Source organism: Methylobacillus caricis (assembly GCF_020532705.1).
Classification (GTDB): Bacteria; Pseudomonadota; Gammaproteobacteria; order Burkholderiales; family Methylophilaceae; genus Methylobacillus; species Methylobacillus caricis.
Genome location: NZ_JAJAVD010000003.1, coordinates 83866 through 99752 on the forward strand (window position 1 = coordinate 83866; position 15887 = coordinate 99752).

At 52.4% G+C, this 15887-nt stretch carries 17 protein-coding genes and 1 other RNA gene; 8 read left to right on the plus strand and 10 right to left on the minus strand.

The window, feature by feature from the left end:
- The first annotated feature begins 74 nt into the window (after window positions 1-74).
- The 3 genes from LG200_RS09655 to ssrS all read left to right on the plus strand — a co-directional run bounded on the left by LG200_RS09655 (window position 75) and on the right by ssrS (window position 812).
- A complete protein-coding gene (locus LG200_RS09655; RefSeq protein WP_226757419.1) occupies window positions 75-275 on the plus strand; it encodes a hypothetical protein in 201 nt (66 codons plus the stop codon).
- Complete coding sequence (locus tag LG200_RS09660) at window positions 272-577, plus strand: cell division protein ZapA (protein WP_226757420.1); 306 nt, start codon at window positions 272-274, stop codon at window positions 575-577. Before LG200_RS09655 ends, LG200_RS09660 begins: the two co-directional genes overlap by 4 nt.
- 54 nt (window positions 578-631) lie before the next feature.
- Window positions 632-812, plus strand: a non-coding RNA gene (gene ssrS, locus LG200_RS14230) — 6S RNA.
- 12 nt (window positions 813-824) lie between these two features.
- On the opposite strand, the gene LG200_RS09665 is transcribed toward ssrS, so the two are convergent.
- The gene (locus tag LG200_RS09665) at window positions 825-1184 is read right to left on the minus strand and encodes a DUF2237 family protein (protein WP_226757421.1); all 360 of its coding nucleotides are present in this window, start codon (window positions 1182-1184) and stop codon (window positions 825-827) included.
- Between the two features lie 64 nt (window positions 1185-1248).
- Here LG200_RS09665 and LG200_RS09670 point away from each other — a divergent pair, with 64 nt between their 5' ends.
- Window positions 1249-1707 carry an EVE domain-containing protein gene (locus LG200_RS09670; RefSeq protein ID WP_226757422.1) on the plus strand — a complete coding sequence of 153 codons (459 nt, stop codon included), beginning with the start codon at window positions 1249-1251 and terminating at the stop codon, window positions 1705-1707.
- Between the two features lie 88 nt (window positions 1708-1795).
- On the plus strand, window positions 1796-2236 hold the full coding sequence (locus LG200_RS09675) for a transcriptional repressor (protein ID WP_226757423.1): 441 nt from the start codon (window positions 1796-1798) through the stop codon (window positions 2234-2236).
- 66 nt (window positions 2237-2302) lie between these two features.
- Here LG200_RS09675 and ilvA read toward each other — a convergent pair whose 3' ends face one another.
- On the minus strand, window positions 2303-3823 hold the full coding sequence (gene ilvA, locus LG200_RS09680) for a threonine ammonia-lyase, biosynthetic (RefSeq protein ID WP_319004556.1): 1521 nt from the start codon (window positions 3821-3823) through the stop codon (window positions 2303-2305).
- Between the two features lie 98 nt (window positions 3824-3921).
- Between ilvA and rpiA the strand changes: the two genes are divergently transcribed.
- From rpiA to ppx, 3 genes are all read left to right on the plus strand, one after another.
- Window positions 3922-4581: a ribose-5-phosphate isomerase RpiA gene (gene rpiA / locus LG200_RS09685; protein WP_226757425.1), complete on the plus strand. Its 660-nt coding sequence runs from the start codon at window positions 3922-3924 to the stop codon at window positions 4579-4581.
- Window positions 4582-4707: 126 nt separating this feature from the next.
- Window positions 4708-5415, plus strand: a complete 708-nt coding sequence (gene phoU / locus LG200_RS09690) for a phosphate signaling complex protein PhoU (protein ID WP_226757426.1) — start codon at window positions 4708-4710, stop codon at window positions 5413-5415.
- Window positions 5416-5461: 46 nt separating this feature from the next.
- Window positions 5462-6961, plus strand: coding sequence for an exopolyphosphatase (gene ppx / locus LG200_RS09695; RefSeq protein WP_226757427.1), 1500 nt, complete (start codon window positions 5462-5464; stop codon window positions 6959-6961).
- A gap of 97 nt (window positions 6962-7058) precedes the next feature.
- Here the strand turns inward: ppx and ppk1 are convergent, their stop codons facing one another.
- The 8 genes from ppk1 to LG200_RS09735 all read right to left on the minus strand — a co-directional run bounded on the left by ppk1 (window position 7059) and on the right by LG200_RS09735 (window position 15837).
- On the minus strand, window positions 7059-9140 hold the full coding sequence (gene ppk1, locus LG200_RS09700; RefSeq protein WP_226757428.1) for a polyphosphate kinase 1: 2082 nt from the start codon (window positions 9138-9140) through the stop codon (window positions 7059-7061).
- 52 nt (window positions 9141-9192) lie between these two features.
- Window positions 9193-9465, minus strand: coding sequence for an oxidative damage protection protein (locus tag LG200_RS09705; RefSeq protein ID WP_226757429.1), 273 nt, complete (start codon window positions 9463-9465; stop codon window positions 9193-9195).
- 95 nt (window positions 9466-9560) lie between these two features.
- Complete coding sequence (locus LG200_RS09710; protein WP_226757430.1) at window positions 9561-11588, minus strand: TonB-dependent receptor; 2028 nt, start codon at window positions 11586-11588, stop codon at window positions 9561-9563.
- Window positions 11589-11764: 176 nt separating this feature from the next.
- The gene (locus tag LG200_RS09715) at window positions 11765-12082 is read right to left on the minus strand and encodes a hypothetical protein (protein WP_226757431.1); all 318 of its coding nucleotides are present in this window, start codon (window positions 12080-12082) and stop codon (window positions 11765-11767) included.
- Between the two features lie 372 nt (window positions 12083-12454).
- Window positions 12455-13348, minus strand: a complete 894-nt coding sequence (xerC, locus tag LG200_RS09720) for a tyrosine recombinase XerC (protein ID WP_226757432.1) — start codon at window positions 13346-13348, stop codon at window positions 12455-12457.
- Window positions 13349-13353: 5 nt separating this feature from the next.
- The gene (locus tag LG200_RS09725; RefSeq protein WP_226757433.1) at window positions 13354-14040 is read right to left on the minus strand and encodes a DUF484 family protein; all 687 of its coding nucleotides are present in this window, start codon (window positions 14038-14040) and stop codon (window positions 13354-13356) included.
- 31 nt (window positions 14041-14071) lie between these two features.
- Window positions 14072-14902, minus strand: coding sequence for a diaminopimelate epimerase (gene dapF, locus LG200_RS09730; RefSeq protein ID WP_226757434.1), 831 nt, complete (start codon window positions 14900-14902; stop codon window positions 14072-14074).
- A gap of 86 nt (window positions 14903-14988) precedes the next feature.
- Entirely contained in the window at window positions 14989-15837 is an 849-nt protein-coding gene (locus LG200_RS09735) for a lysophospholipid acyltransferase family protein (protein ID WP_226757435.1), read from the minus strand.
- Between the last annotated feature and the right edge of the window lie 50 nt (window positions 15838-15887).

Here is a 15887-nt window from a genome sequence, read left to right on the forward strand (position 1 = left end):
TAAGGCGTTGTAATCACGTCATAAATCCTGAACTTTAGTTGACCGGTTGCAGATTTTGCAATTATAGTGGCGCCATGGATTCTGATTTGATCGCTTTGGAAGAAAAACTCGGCCAGCTTATCTCGCTGTGTCATTTATTGCGTGCTGAGAATCTTGAGCTAAGGCAGGAGCTTGTGAGTGCTCAAGATGATAACAAGCATCTCAAGGAAAATATGGCGCTTGCCACTACCAGGCTGGAAGCCCTGATTGAGCGCTTGCCGGAAGGAACGCTATGAGCGCGGTAAAGGGTGTAGATGTCAATATCATGGGGCGTGAGTTCACGATTGCCTGTACTGACGAGGAGCGTGAAGGTTTACTGCGCTCGGTTGATTATCTTGACAAGAAAATGCGTGAAATACGCGATACCGGCAAGGTGATTGGTGTTGAAAGAATTGCGGTCATGGCTGCGCTCAATATCACACATGAGTTGCTGACTGCTGAGGTTGGTGGTTTTGACATTGGCGATTTCAAGCGTAGAATCTCCCAGATGCAGGAGCAGATTGATGTCGTAGTGGGTGAGCCTAACCAGCTTTTCTAAGTACGGTATCCCTCAAGATTTATACAGGAATCAGCGTTGCTGGTTTCTCCCTTTTGTTCCCTGCAGTGCTGTTTGAGCCATAGATTCCTTGAACCATAAATTTGGCCTCGGTTTCGGTCTGTTAAGTAGCTGTGTGCGCGCTCCGATGCGGGTGTACCTGATGTGGCTTTAGATCGTTACCACTTGAACCGTACAGGTTCAGGATGCCGGCTCGGATGGCATTTGCGGGGAACTCCCTATTGATGCCCTATCGCAAGGCGTGATATTTCAAGTCTGCCAGGCTGATGATTTCCAAAGCACGTTCGTGTGTGGCTTCCAGGATCACCGGCGGCGCAAAGCCCTCTTCAGCAGCTTCATGCCAGCGGGAGGCGCACAGGCACCAACGGTCGCCCGGTTCCAGCCCGTCAAATCCGTATTCAGGACGAGGGGTGCTGAGATCATTGCCCTTCGCTTTTGAAAAGACGAGAAACTCTTCTGTCATCATCGCACACACAGTGTGGCTGCCGATATCTTCCGGGCCGGTTTCGCAGGATCCACTACGACTAAAGCCGGTGATGGGATCCATGCTGCAAGGTTGTAAAGTGGTTCCAAGTACGTTGCGGGGCATGGGGGCTCTGAAATGAAATGTAAGTCGGGTTATGATACGGAATCTGGATTGATTTGAGAAACTCATGCGTTATTGGTTAATGAAGTCTGAGCCTGGCGATGTATCGATAGATGACCTGGCTGCCTTCCCCAATCAGACTGTGGACTGGTATGGTGTACGCAATTATCAGGCGCGTAACTTCATGCGGGATCAGATGAAGGTTGGTGATGGTGTATTGTTCTATCATTCAAATTGTGCGGAACCTGGTATCGTTGGCGTTGCCGAAGTGAGTAAGCTGGCGTACCCCGATCGTTTGCAGTTCATTGAGGGGCACAAGTATTATGACCCGAAAGCGACGCCGGAGAGTCCACGCTGGTTTAATGTTGATGTGAAGCTGGTGCGCAAGACTTGCTTGTTGAGCCTGAAGGAGATGCGCGATATGCCGGCATTGGAGAATCTGCGGATTCTGCAGCGCGGTAACCGGTTGTCAATTACACCAGTGGATCCGAGGGACTGGGATACCATCATGAAGTTGCTGGCATAGTTCCAGGCGTAGCTCTGCAACAAACGTGCATGTTATGCATGATATGATTCAATTATCGAGCGCTGACTCAAATTAAAAGGAGATGATTATGGGCATAAAAAAAGAGGACGGGGCACTCGATCCACATCAGGATCTCAGGAATAGTGGCCTCAAGATTACTTTGCCACGGCTAAAAGTGCTGGATATTTTTCGTAATAGTGAACAGCGCCACCTTGCTGCAGAAGATGTTTACCGCATCCTGATCACCGATCATTCAGAATTCGGCCTAGCAACGGTGTACCGCGTGCTGGCCCAGTTTGAGCAGACTGGTTTGCTGAAGCGTAGCCAGCTTGGTAACAACAAGGCCGTCTACGAATTGAATGACGGTGAAGAGCACCATGGCCACCTGGTCAGCACTAGTACTGGCGAAGTCCGTGAATTTTATGACCAGGGCATAGAGGAGCGCCTCAAGGTGATTGTGCGCGAACTGGGCTACGAGCTGACCGATTACGATATTACAGCCTATGGCACACCGACGCCCAAGGGTTGATGTAACCCTGGCTGGTATCAATGAAAATGCCCGCCGGTTGGCGGGCATTGCTTTTACTGTTTCTGGTTAGCCCAGGAACAGTTTGTAGGCAGGGTTATTGCTCTCATCCCAGTATGGATAGCCAAGATTCTCCAGGAATCTCCTGAATTCGCTTTCCTCTCCTGGCGGCACCTGCATGCCAACCAGCACACGGCCAAAATCAGCGCCATGGTTGCGGTAATGGAATAGGCTGATATTCCAGTCATGGCGCATGCTATCAAGAAAGTTCATCAAGGCGCCCGGTTTCTCCGGGAACTCAAAACGGTATACCTGCTCATGTTCGGCCTGTGGTGCATGGCCGCCTACGAGGTGGCGCAGATGTAGCTTGGCGACTTCATTCTCGCTCAAGTCCAGTGCTGGCAGCCCGTGTTGCTGTAGTTGCTCGACCAGCTTGCCAGATTCGCTAGGGTCCTGGATTGCTATGCCCACATAGATGTGTGCAGCGCTGGCATCGGCGTAGCGGTAGTTGAATTCGGTGATATTGCGGTTGCCGATCAGGCGGCAGAACTGCTTGAAAGAGCCGGGGCTTTCAGGGATGGTGACCGCGAGTACAGCTTCACGTTTTTCACCTATTTCGGCACGTTCCGCAACAAAACGCAGGCGGTCAAAGCTCATATTGGCACCAGAAGCAATCGCGATCAGCGTTTTATCTTGTAACTGATGTGCCTGCGCATACGCCTTGAGCCCTGCAAGTGCAAGAGCGCCAGTAGGTTCTAGGATAGCGCGTGTATCTTCAAATACATCCTTGATGGCTGCACATATGGCATCGTTATCCACCAGGATCATTTCGTCTACATATTCCTGGCACAGGCGGAATGTTTCCTCCCCCACTAGTTTAACGGCCTTGCCATCTGCAAACAGTCCAACCTGGTCCAGTGTGACTCGCTTGCCTTGTTGCAGGGATATGGTCATGGCATTGGCGTCATTGACCTCGACTCCTATGATGCGGATCTCTGGGCGTACATGCTTGATATATGCGGCCATGCCTGCGATCAGTCCGCCGCCACCGACTGGACAGAAAATGGCTTCTATAGGTTCGGGATGGTCTTCCAGGATTTCTACCGCAACTGTGCCTTGACCGGCGATCACATCCGGGTCATCAAACGGGTGCACAAAGGTGAGCTGCTGTTCCTGTTCCAGGCGCAGCGCATGATTGTAGGCATCCGTATAAGACTCACCTGCCAGCACTACTTCGCCACCGCGGTTACGTACGGCGTCTACCTTGATTTGTGGGGTGGTCACCGGCATCACGATCACAGCCCGGCAGCCAGCATTCTTGGCGGCTAGTGCCACGCCTTGAGCGTGGTTGCCGGCAGAGGCTGTAATGACGCCACGTGCGAGCGCTTCCTTGGATAGGTTGGCCATCTTGTTATAAGCGCCACGCAGCTTGAATGAAAACACGGGCTGCATGTCTTCGCGCTTCAGCAACACGGTGTTGTGGATGCGGCTGGAAATGCTGGATAACGGATCAAGCGGAGTTTTGCTGGCTACGTCATATACGCGGGCGGATTGAATTTTTTGCAGGTAGTTGATTTTCATTGGGGTGATGCGGTCCAAGGCTGCAGTATGTGATGCAGCAGTGTATTATTCAGGGTTTGGTTCTAATGAACCTGAATTATAAAGAAAACATAAGGGTTAAAGTAAAAATGGCTACACAAGACGAATTGAAGCAACAGGTTGCCAAGGCGGCAGTTGAGTATGTGAAGGGTGGCATTATCGGTGTTGGTACTGGCTCAACCGCCAATTTTTTCATTGATGAGCTTGCCAAGGTTAAACAACGTATCGATGGCGCAGTGGCGAGTTCTGAAGCAACAGCACAACGTTTGCGTGGTCACGGGATTGAAGTGTTTGACCTGAACGATGTCGATGGCATGGAAATTTATGTGGACGGTGCTGATGAAATTACCGAGCACATGCATATGCTCAAAGGAGGCGGTGGCGCCCTGACCCGTGAAAAAATTGTTGCTGCCTGTGCCAAGCAGTTTATCTGTATCTGCGATCAGAGTAAGCTGGTATCAGTGATTGGCAAGTTTCCGTTGCCAGTTGAAGTGATTCCGATGGCACGCAGCCATGTGGCGCGTGAACTGGTGAAGCTTGGTGGCCAGCCAAAATTGCGTGATTTTACAACGGATAATGGTAATGTCATTCTTGATGTTCATGGCCTGGAAGTCCTTAATCCGGTTGAACTGGAAAATAAGATCAACCAGATCGTCGGCGTAGTCACTAATGGCTTGTTCGCTGCCCGTCCGGCAGACGTGCTGCTCCTGGCAACCGCAGATGGCGTCAAGACACTGACCGCCAGGTAAGGGCAGTAACGCAAGCGAACCCAACATTAAATTGTCACAATCGGCAATTAAGCTATAGAGTTGACTCATAAGCCTGGCCGGTTTTCGCGCAGACTGGTCGGCATCAATCACGGAAGGGATCGCGTTATGCAATTTGAACATACGTATAAGCAATACGATGCCGAACTGGAATCGGTGCGTGCAAAAGTATTGGAAATGGGCGGTCTGGTAGAGCAGCAGATAGTCAATGCGCTGGAAGCCCTGGTGACTGTTAACCTGACCTTGGCGGACAAAGTGATCGCCAATGATCACAAGGTGAATGCGCTTGAAGTCCAGGTGGATGAAGACTGCAGCCATATCATTGCGCGTCGCCAGCCTGCGGCGGGTGATTTGCGCATGATCATGATGGTGGTCAAGACCATCACCGACCTTGAGCGGATTGGTGATGAAGCGACCAAGATTGCCCGTGTGGCACAGAAGGTATCCGAGTCTGGACGTCTTTATACACCACGTTTCAACGAGATCAAGACCATGGTGGGCCATGTACGCGAAATGCTGCGTACTGCGCTTGATGCCTTTGCACGTCTTGATGTGACCAAGACAGTGGATGTGGCGCGCCAGGATGAGCAGGTGGATGAGCAGTTCCGCGCCGCTATGCGCCAGTTGATCACCTTCATGCTGGAAGATCCACGTACGATTTCCATGTCGCTGGAAGTATTGTTTGTCGCCAAGGCGATTGAGCGTATCGGTGACCATGCCAAGAATATTGCCGAATATGTAATCTACATGGTAAAAGGCAAAGACGTGCGTCATACCACGGTGCAGGAGATGGAGCGCGAAGCTCAAGAGCCCTAATCCCGTCATGGCGGTTTAGTTCATTATTCATGGCATAAGGTCGACGTTGGTTACAAAAAAACTGGAGTTCCCCGAAATTGCAGCGGTCGATCTGGGATCCAATAGCTTCAGGCTGCAGTTGGCACGCGTGTCGGATGGGCATCTGATCTTTCACGACTCCCTGCGCGAGGCGGTACGCCTCGGTGCCGGGTTGGATGAAAAAAACAATCTTGATGCAGATGCCCAGCGTCGAGCCATTGACTGCCTGAAGCGTTTTGGCGAGCGCTTGCGCGGTTTGCCGTCGCAAGCGGTTCGTGCCGTGGCTACCAATACTTTTCGCGTGGCGCGCAATGCGCCTGAATTGATGCGAGAAGCCCAGGACGCCCTGGGTTTTCCCATAGAGATCATTGCAGGTCGGGAAGAAGCGCGCATGATCTTTGTCGGCGTCAGCCACAGCCTACCACCTGCAACACATAAGCGTCTTGTGATTGACATTGGGGGCGGCTCTACAGAATTCATCATCGGCCAGGGTCTGGAGCCTGTCGAGATGGAAAGCCTCTATATGGGCTGTGTCAGTTACAGCATGCGGTATTTTCCTGATGGCAAGTTGACGGAAACAGCCATGGATCGCGCCCGTATCGCGGCTGCCGCTGAAATCCAGAGTATACGGAAACATTTTATTGCTGAAGGCTGGGATGAGGCCGTAGGCTCTTCCGGCACGGCCAAAGCGCTGGGTGAGATCATACGCCTGAGTGGCCTCAGTGAAGGTGAAATTACGCGGGAAGGACTGGAGTTCCTGCGACAGCAATTGCTCAAGGCCAAGGAAATCAAGAAGATCGAGTTGCCAGGCTTGAGCGTTGACCGTGCAGCCGTCCTGCCCGGCGGGCTTGCCATCATGACTGCTGCTTTTGATGCGCTGAAGATAGAACGTATGACCTCAGCCAGTAGTGCCCTGCGTGAGGGAGTCTTATACGAGTTGCTGGGCCGTTTGCATGACCAGGACGTCCGGGAGGTCACTGTCAATAGCTTCATGCGGCGCTATCATGTAGATGCGGATCAGGCAGAACGAGTACGTCAGATGGCGCTGATACTGCTGGAACAGACTGCTGACAGGCTGCAGCAAGTGGATGAGGAAAGTGCGACGCAATATCTGACCTGGGCGGCCAAATTGCATGAGATCGGAATTTCGATCGCTCATGGAGCCTATCATAAGCATTCTGCCTATATTGTTGAAAATGCAGATATGCCGGGGTTTTCCAAAATGGAACAGGAAACCCTGGGAATATTGGTCAGGGCCCACAGGCGATCACTCAGCAAGCTGCAAGGCGGTTTACCTGTCAGTTCTGACCGGTTGCTGATTATTCTGATTCTCAGGCTGGCTGTCTTGTTCCACCGTAACCGTTTGCCTGATAACCGGCCGGAACTGAAGCTTGCCACCGATAAAACAGGATACAGGCTCCTGATTGAGCGCGGCTGGTTGGCCGACAACCCCTTGACTGAGGCCGAGTTGGTGAATGAAGTGGGGTATTGGAAAGAGATCGGCCTTAGCCTTACGTTTTCATCCTGAGATTTTTCAGGGGTTAGGGAATGCTGATACTATTGCTTGATAGAAAAAGGGCCAATATTTGGCCCTTTTGTTTCATCTTGGGATGATGAGGATGAGGTCACGCTTCTGGCAATACTTCCTGCCCAAATTCGGTCATGAGGAATTGTTGCGCACCGAAACTTGTGCGCTTACTTGGCCTTGACTCGTAGGTGCCATCGGCCAGCATTTCCCATGCGTTGATATTATCCCTGAGGTAAGGTTCTAGGCCTTCCTTGAACACGCGCTTCTTTACCTTGGCATCCAGTATGGGGAAGCATACCTCGATGCGGCGGAAGAAATTGCGGTACATCCAGTCCGCACTGGAGAGGTAGGTCTGTTCGGTACCATTATCGTAGAAGTAAAAAATACGGGTATGTTCAAGGAAGCGTCCCACAATCGAGCGGACCTTTATATTCTCGGAGATTCCCGGAATGCCTGGGCGCAAGGCGCAGACGCCACGGATAATCAGATCAATCTGTACCCCGGCTACCGAGGCGTCGTACAAGGCACGAATGACGTCCGGATCAAGCAAGGCATTCATCTTGGCGATGATGCGTGCTTTCTTGCCGGATTTTGCAATTTCAGCTTCATGTTGTATGGCCTTGACCAGGCGCTGATGCAGGGTGAATGGTGATTGCCATAGGTGACGCAGCTTGCTTGCGCGGCCAAGGCCGGTCAACTGGGCAAATACATCATTCACGTCTTCACTGATTTCTTCCTGGCAGGTGAGCAGGCCGAAGTCGGTATACAGTCTGGCAGTGCGCTGGTGATAGTTGCCAGTGGCCAGATGGATATAACGACGCAGTTTGTCTTCATCACGGCGTACCACCATGGCCATTTTTGCATGGGTCTTGTGACCTACTACTCCATACACCACATGGGCGCCCGCATTTTCGAGCTGGGCAGCCCAGTTGATATTGGCTTCTTCGTCAAAACGCGCCAGCAACTCCACCACAACGGTAACTTCCTTGCCTCGCTGGGCAGCCTCGATCAGCGATTTCATCAGAGTGGAGTCGGCGCTGGTACGGTAGAAAGTCTGCTTAATGGCGAGTACTTGAGGGTCTTCTGCAGCCTGCTTGATAAACTCAATGACAGGATTGAAGGACTGGAAAGGGTGATGCAGCAGGATGTCCTGTTTGCGGATGGCCTTGAAAATATCCGCATCCTTGACAAACTCCTTGGGCAGGCTGGGTGTGTAGTTTGCAAACTTCAGGTCAGGCCGGTCCACGCTGTCAGGAATCTGCATCAGGCGTACCAAATTCACCAGGCCGTTCACTTGGTAGAGATCGTCCTGGGTCAAGCCGAACTGGCCCAGAAGGAACGAGGACATTTCTGCGGGGCAACTGTCTGCTACTTCCAGCCGGACGGCATCGCCATACTGCCGGTGTGTCAGTTCACCCTGAAGCGCCAGGCGCAAATCCTTGGTTTCATCATCATCCAGAATCAAGTCGCTGTCGCGTGTAACACGGAACTGGTAACAACCTTTGACCTGCATGCCTGAAAATAGCTCATTGACGTGGGCATGCAGGATGGAAGACAGGAAAACGAATCCATGATCGCACCCGGCAATTTCACGCGGCAGACGGATAACGCGTGGAAGTGCACGGGGTGCCTGCACGATTGCCACGCCAGAATTGCGGCCAAATGCATCCTTTCCTTCCAGTTCAACAGCAAAATTCAAACTTTTGTTGAGGACGCGAGGAAAGGGGTGTGCGGGATCAAGACCGATGGGGGTAAGGATTGGCATCAGCTCACGGAAGAAATAGGCCGCGATCCATTCGCGCTGTATTTCATTCCAGTGCCCGCGCCGGATGAAATGGATCTCTTGCTCAGCCAGCCGCGGCAGGACTACTTCATTCAGGACTTTGTACTGGAGATCAACCAGCTCATGCGCCACACTGCTGACCTTGGCAAAAGCCTGTTTAGGCAGCATGCCATCGGCGCCCACCTGTGGTGAGTTGTACTTGATCTGGTTTTTGAGGCCTGCAACGCGCACTTCAAAAAACTCGTCCATGTTGCTGCTGAAAATGCAGAGGAATTTCAGGCGCTCAAGCAGTGGGACGCGGTCGTCTTCAGCTTGGGCCAGAACGCGGCGATTGAAGGCAAGAATGCCCAGCTCGCGGTTGATGAAGTATTCTGGACTCAATTTTACGGGCAACAAGATAAAAACCTCACTCTATGCCCGTAATGTGACATTTATATGAAAAATTTGTTCAAGGGCTTGGCGGAACGTAGCCGGAAGCAGTGTCCGCCCCTTCACCGAAAAAATACGCTTCAGTTTGTTGCGATAGGTATTTACGCGCTTGCGGGTCTGCCAGGCTGAGGCGGTTTTCGTTCACTAGCATGGTTTGCTGCTTGAGCCAACCTGCCCAGGCTTCCTTGGAGACGTTTTCGAAAATACGCTTGCCGAGTTCGCCAGGATAGGGCGGGAAGTCCAGGCCATCAGCATTGCGGCCAAGTTTGATGCAAAAAACGGTACGTGCCATGATCGGATCTTAAAGAGTTGCTGATAAGAACGTCATGATAGCGCAAGCTGCACCGCGGCGCGATAACCTCGCGCCGCAGGCATGCGGTCTGTTGGTTAGAACTCGCCTCTGAGCCCTACCAGTACTGACCTGCCACCCATAGGGGCAATATCCTTGAGGATGGAAGTGTGGTCACGTATGGTCTGATCCAGCAGGTTATAAGCCTTGGCAAAGGCTTCAAGCTGGAATTTTTCCGGAGTCGGCAGCTTGTAGGTGAGTGTGGCATTGACCAATGTGTAACCATCGGTGACCAGCTCGTTTTCATCGGTACGGTTTTGCTTGAAGGCTCGGAGCACATCCAGCCTGGAACCAAAGCGATTGAAACGGTAGTCCAGGCCAAATCCGAGCTTCAATGGTGAAATGCGAGGTAGCGAGTCACCCGTGTCGCGGTTGGTGGCGCGTACATAGTCCCCGCGCAAGTTGAGGTCAAGCGAGCCTATGGTGTCATAAACCCGGAATTTACCCTCAGCTTCCAGACCTTTGAAAACGGCTTTGGCGGAGCGGAATTGTGCTTCTGCAATATCGGAATCAAGTTGTCCCGCTTCTCCTTCTTCATTCACCAAAGTGCCGCTGTTGAAAAGGCCAATAAAACTGCTGAAGCGGGTGTAATAGGTGCCAAAGCTGAATGAGTTATGGCCTTCCTTCCAGCGGATCTGCGCGTCTATACCGTTGGAGCGTTCTTTCTGCAGGTCAACGGAGCCGACTTCATATTGATCAGTGGCAACATGGACACCGTCCGCATAAAGCTCGAAATAGCTGGGCGCACGCTCATTGTGCGACAGGTTGGCGGTGAGCGACCAGTTCTTGTCCAGATTGAACAATGCACCTGTTGCCAAGCTGTACGGTGTGAAGGAGCGAGATTGTGCAGGGCCAAAATCATCCCCGCCGTTTGACTCTATCTTGGCATGTTCAACCCGTCCGCCAAACGTCAACTTGAGTGCATCGAGTGGCAGTTCCTCGTATATGTATAGTGCCCGGGTGTTGGTGCGGTTACTCGGAACGAACGCCTCTTCACCCAGCGCCTGGAATTTTGAATTGTGGAACTGCAATCCGATCACGCCGCTCAATGGACCTATATTGCCATGCGAGGCTTCAATGGAGCCTTCTATACCCTGATTCTTGAAGGTGGTGCTGACTTCGCCGTCTTCCAGTTCCTGATGCTGGTAATCGGTATAAGCCATGCGCACCTTGACCTTGTTGATGATATTGCCAAGGTCTCGCAGTTCTGAGGCAAAATCCCAGCGGTCACTCTTCATGTCGATCAACACATCGGGTTCGGCAACGGTACCGTATTTATTATTGAAGGTGGAGTAGGACAGGCCAACATAGCCGCTATCCAGCGCAATCGAGGCACCGATGGCACCGCCATCTGCATCCGAGCCGCTATTGACCAGGCGGCCCTTGCTTTCTCGCGCGTCGCCATCCCTGGCGCTCTTGCGGCTTGAAACGGCATAACCGGGAATATCAAGGTCGTCAGTCTTGCGCTTGTATGCATCGGCATGCACGGTTAAAACACCATTGCCTGCATCCAAGACGATAGCGCCATTTTTCTGGTTTTCTGCACCTCCAAGCCGTACTTCCCCACGGCCAGTGACGCCGTCTATAGCTTCTTTGGGAATACGGTGATCGATGGCATTGACCACGCCGCCTACGGCACTACCACCATAAAGCAGCGCCGCTGGTCCACGCACAACGTCGATCTGCTCAATGACGAGGGGGTCTATGGCCACTGCATGATCAAAACTCAGGCTGGAGGCATCCAGGATGCCAACACCATTTTGCATGATGCGCACGCGTTCTCCATCCATCCCACGGATCACCGGACGCGAGGCGTTAGGGCCGAAATAAGTGGACGATACCCCAGGAATGGACTTCAGGGTTTCCCCCAGGGTGCTTTCACGTTGCAATGACAACTCGCGTCCACTCAGCGTGGAAACCGGTACCACCAATTCATCCGAGGCTACGCCCAGTGGGTTGGCAGTTACGGCAATCGTGGGCAGGGAAATATCAGGACTGGGGCTTGCGGCGTGCGCCGATGGGATACCAAACAGGAAAGAGCTGCCGCATGCCAGGGCAACAGCCATAAAGGTTTTTTTCGGTACTAAAGAATGTACCGCGTGATGGTTCTGCATAAGAGTCTCGCTTGAATACTGTGGATTGGCTACCGGTCATTGCATATAGGCATGACTGGATGGGAAGCTTGGCGATACGATCATGCAAAGACTATGCAGCACGGCTGCAGGGCAATGCATAAAGGAATTCAGCCAATGCAGGCCACAGGCGGTGCACGCGAGGAATAGGCGGCAAGAGAGTCATGAGGCAGAGAATGCGCCTGCTGATTGTCTGCGGTACAGTTATCGATGAAAACAGGCGGTTCAGCCTGGAAGGCCGTAACGGCACTATCGAGACTGCCATAATTCAGGCACTTCTCACAGAACGGGCTGTGAGGGGATTGTTTTTGCGGCTCTGAATAAGGAGCGTAGTCTTCAAGGTGGGAAATCTGATGCGCCAATGCACCTTGCTGGCTTAACAGCAGGCAGATGGATAGCACATAGCTCAGGAAGAATTTACGCAACATGGTTGCAATTTTACCAGCAAGTGATGAAAAAAAGAAACGGCCAGGACTATAAAAGTCCTAGCTATTGTGAGAGGTGCTCCCTTGTAAGTCCTGTTGTTAACGATCCAAAAGCCTGGTTAATTGCATTGGTTAGTTCACCCGTTGGTTTGCTGTCGCCATTTGGCTTGAAACCATTCCAGCAGAATAAGTGGTTTCCTATCTTGCTGCATTGCTGAAAATACTATCTGAAGGCTTGAAAACGATTTCCTACAGGGCGGCATTTTCGAACTCTGTATCCTTGATCAGGTTGTTCAAAATCCTAGTTTTATGAAGTAGCGAGATCATTTGAAAACCAGTTGGGGCATGGAGCGGGACAAGCCGTAACTTAATAGGCTATTTCTTTCGCGCCCTGGGGTGGGCAGCGTCATAGACTTTTGCCAGATGTTGAAAGTCCAGGTGAGTGTACACTTGGGTTGTGCTGATATTGGCATGCCCTAGCATTTCCTGCACCGCCCTTAAATCACTGCTGGATTGCAGCACATGGGTGGCAAAGCTATGGCGCAGCATGTGCGGATGTACATTGCTGCTGATACCTTGTTTGAGCGCCCAATGCTTGATGCGGTATTGAATGGCCCTTCCGCTGATGCGCTGACCATTGCGATTGAGGAACAAGGCCTGTTCGGCCTCAGAAGCCAATGCCGTGCGTGCTGGCAGCCATGTATTGATGGCCTTGATGGCATGACCGCCCATGGGGACGATACGCGTCTTGCTGCCCTTGCCAGTAACGGTGACGGTGCCTTCCTGCATGTTCAGGTCGTGAAGGTCGAGGTCTACCAGTTCAGAGAGGCGAAGACCGGAAGAATAGAACAATTCAAGTATGGCGTGATCGCGCAGTGCAAGTGTGTCCTCGCTCTTGATATCAACCAACTTGACTGCCTGGTCTATCGAAAGCGCATGCGGCAAGGATTTGGGGGCCTTGGGGGCACGCATGTCATGACAAGGGTTGTGACTGTAGCCGTGACGTTGGGCAAGGTAATCAAAAAAACCGCGCCAGCCTGAAAGATGGCGCGCAATGCTTTTGCCGCCAAGGCCCCGGCCGTGCAGGGTAGCGATGAATCTGCGGATATGGCTGGGTTGCAATGCTGCCAGCGCCTGTTCAGATGACAGCTCCAGCAGCAGCTTGATATCCCGGCGGTAATTTTCTATCGTCAGTCGGCTCAGGCCGCGTTCAAATTGGAGATATTCCAGGTATTGCTGACAATAATCTACCGGCTGGCGCGCGACCATCTGCGTCAGGCAATGTGTTTCAATAGGGCAGCGCTGACCAGCTCCCCAATACGCTTGAGATAAAGCGTGCCCATGTCAGGGTAGAAGCGTTTCTCATCATCGCTGGCCAGGGCCAGCAGGCCGAAAACCTTTTCGCTGCGTAAGGCAATGAGTGCAAATGAAGCAGGCTGCGCGCCTTCGCCAAACCAGCTTTCCAGCGGCAAGCCTGGTTTGCTTCCGCAGTAAGGGGTTGCCAGGCTTTGAGCCCAGTGTTTCAGTTCGTCATCAACGCTGTTGAACGTGGCTAACGTACTATGCTCCTGATGTGCGGGCGTGCCCCACAGGCGCAAGCCCACGTGTGGAATCTGGAAATCTTCGCGCAAACTGTGTTCCAGTAGGCGAATCATGACTTCCAAGTCTTGGGTTGCGAGCAATCCAAGGCTGAGTCGATGCACTTTGTCGCTGATGACATCATTTTCTTCACCGTGCTTTATCAACTGGTTAAGCTTGACGTCCATCACGCGTATGCGATCACGCTGGGCCAGTTGTTGGCGTTCTGCAAGTGAGACTGTGCCATGACCATGCGGGCTTGGGAGGTAAAGCTCGGAAAGCAGGGTGGTGTGATGCTCGAAAAACTGGGGGTGCGCACGCAGATAACTGGTGACCTGGTATTCGCTGGCCTGGGGTTCGCTATCCTGATTGTTAAAGTCCATATGATTCCTTTAGGGCTTGTTGTTAAGCCGGTTAAATATCGATTTCGCCTTCAAAGACTGTTTCTGCTGGGCCGGTCATCCAAACCGGCGCATGACCGCCATCCCAGGCGATGTTGAGTTCGCCGCCGCGAGTGGTCACCTTGACCGGTGATTGCAATAATCCGCGCCGGATACCGCTGACGACGGCAGCACATGCGCCGGTGCCACAGGCCAGGGTTTCTCCACTGCCGCGCTCATAGACGCGCAGGCGGATATGATGAGGGTCGACCACCTGCATGAAGCCGGCATTGACGCGTTGCGGAAACCGGGTGTGCGTTTCCACCAGCGGTCCCAGAACGCCCACGGGCGCACTATCTACATCGCTGACTACAGTGACGGCATGGGGGTTCCCCATGGAAACTGCGGAAATTGTCAAGGACTCACTCCCTGCCTGTAGCGTATAGGTAGTGGCTTCCTGTTCCGCAGCAAATGGGATCTCGCTGGGTGCAAATCGGGGCTCACCCATATTGACTGTAACCAGTCCGTTAGACTCAAGGCGTGGGAAGATAATCCCGCGTGCTGTCTCTACTTTAATTTCCATTTTTTCAGTCAATGCCTTGTCATGCACAAAACGTACAAAGCAGCGTGCGCCGTTGCCACATTGTTCCACCTCGCCGCCATCAGCGTTGAAGATACGGTAGCGAAAGTCGGCATCTGGATTGCTTGCCTGTTCTACCAGTAACAGCTGGTCAAAACCAACGCCAAAATGACGGTCTGCCAGCTTGCAGATTTGCGCTGGGCTCAGAGTGACGGGATGGGTATAGCCATCAATGACGATGAAATCATTTCCTATACCCTGCATCTTGGTAAATTTCAGCTTCATTGAAGTTGTTCTCTTGGTGATATGGCTATTTTAGGCCATTGATGACCGGCTTGATAGTCATCGGTTGGATGGGTAGCCGCAAGAGATTACTCACTCCCCGTCTTGCCATGTGGCTTCGGCCGCTTGAAACGCCGGTAGCTCCAGAGGTATTGGGTAGGGCATTGCCGAACCAATTGCTCGATGCCGAGATTGATATTCTCAGCCGTTGGTTCCATGGATAACGGGGTAATATGAATCACATAGCCCCGCCCCCAGGATAGCCGCTCGCCAAATGCCAGGAGAACGGTTGCTCCAGTGGTTTCAGCAAGCTTGCCGACCAGGGTCATGGTATAGGCGGGGGTGCCGAAAAAATTGGCCCATGTGCCTTCACCAAATTCGGGCACCTGGTCCGGCAGGATGCCGATGGCTTCACCTTGTTTCAAGGCTTTCAGCAGGCTGCGTACACCTCGCAAGCTGGTGGGGGCCTGCTTGATCCGGCTGCGGTTGCGGCCTTCGTCTATCAGTGGTGCCAACCATTGCTGGCGCGCGGGCCGGTATAGCACGGTGATGGGTCGGCGGGCGGCATAATAAAGAGCAGTGATTTCATAACAGCCCAGGTGCGGCGTCAGGAAGATAATGCCCTGGTTGTTTGCGTGTGCTGCTTCCACATGCTCCCAGCCCCTGCATTCCCTGACCCACTTCAATACCCGTTGTTGGGGACGAAACCAGATGGCAAAAGTTTCGACCAGGCCTTTTCCGGTTTCTATAATGCTTTGCCTGACCAGGCGCTGATAGTCCTTGGTACTGGTGCTGATGGCCGCAATAGTGAGGTTCTTGCGTGTGCGGCGCATGGTCTTGATGGAGAAGAAATAGAGTATCCAGCCAGTCAATACCCCCATGCCGTTAATGAAGGGCAAAGGTAATTCGGCCAGGATACGTAGAAATGCTTTTAGCATGAACTTCTTTTTGAAACACAATGAGTTTGTTATTCTAGCAATCTTTTTGC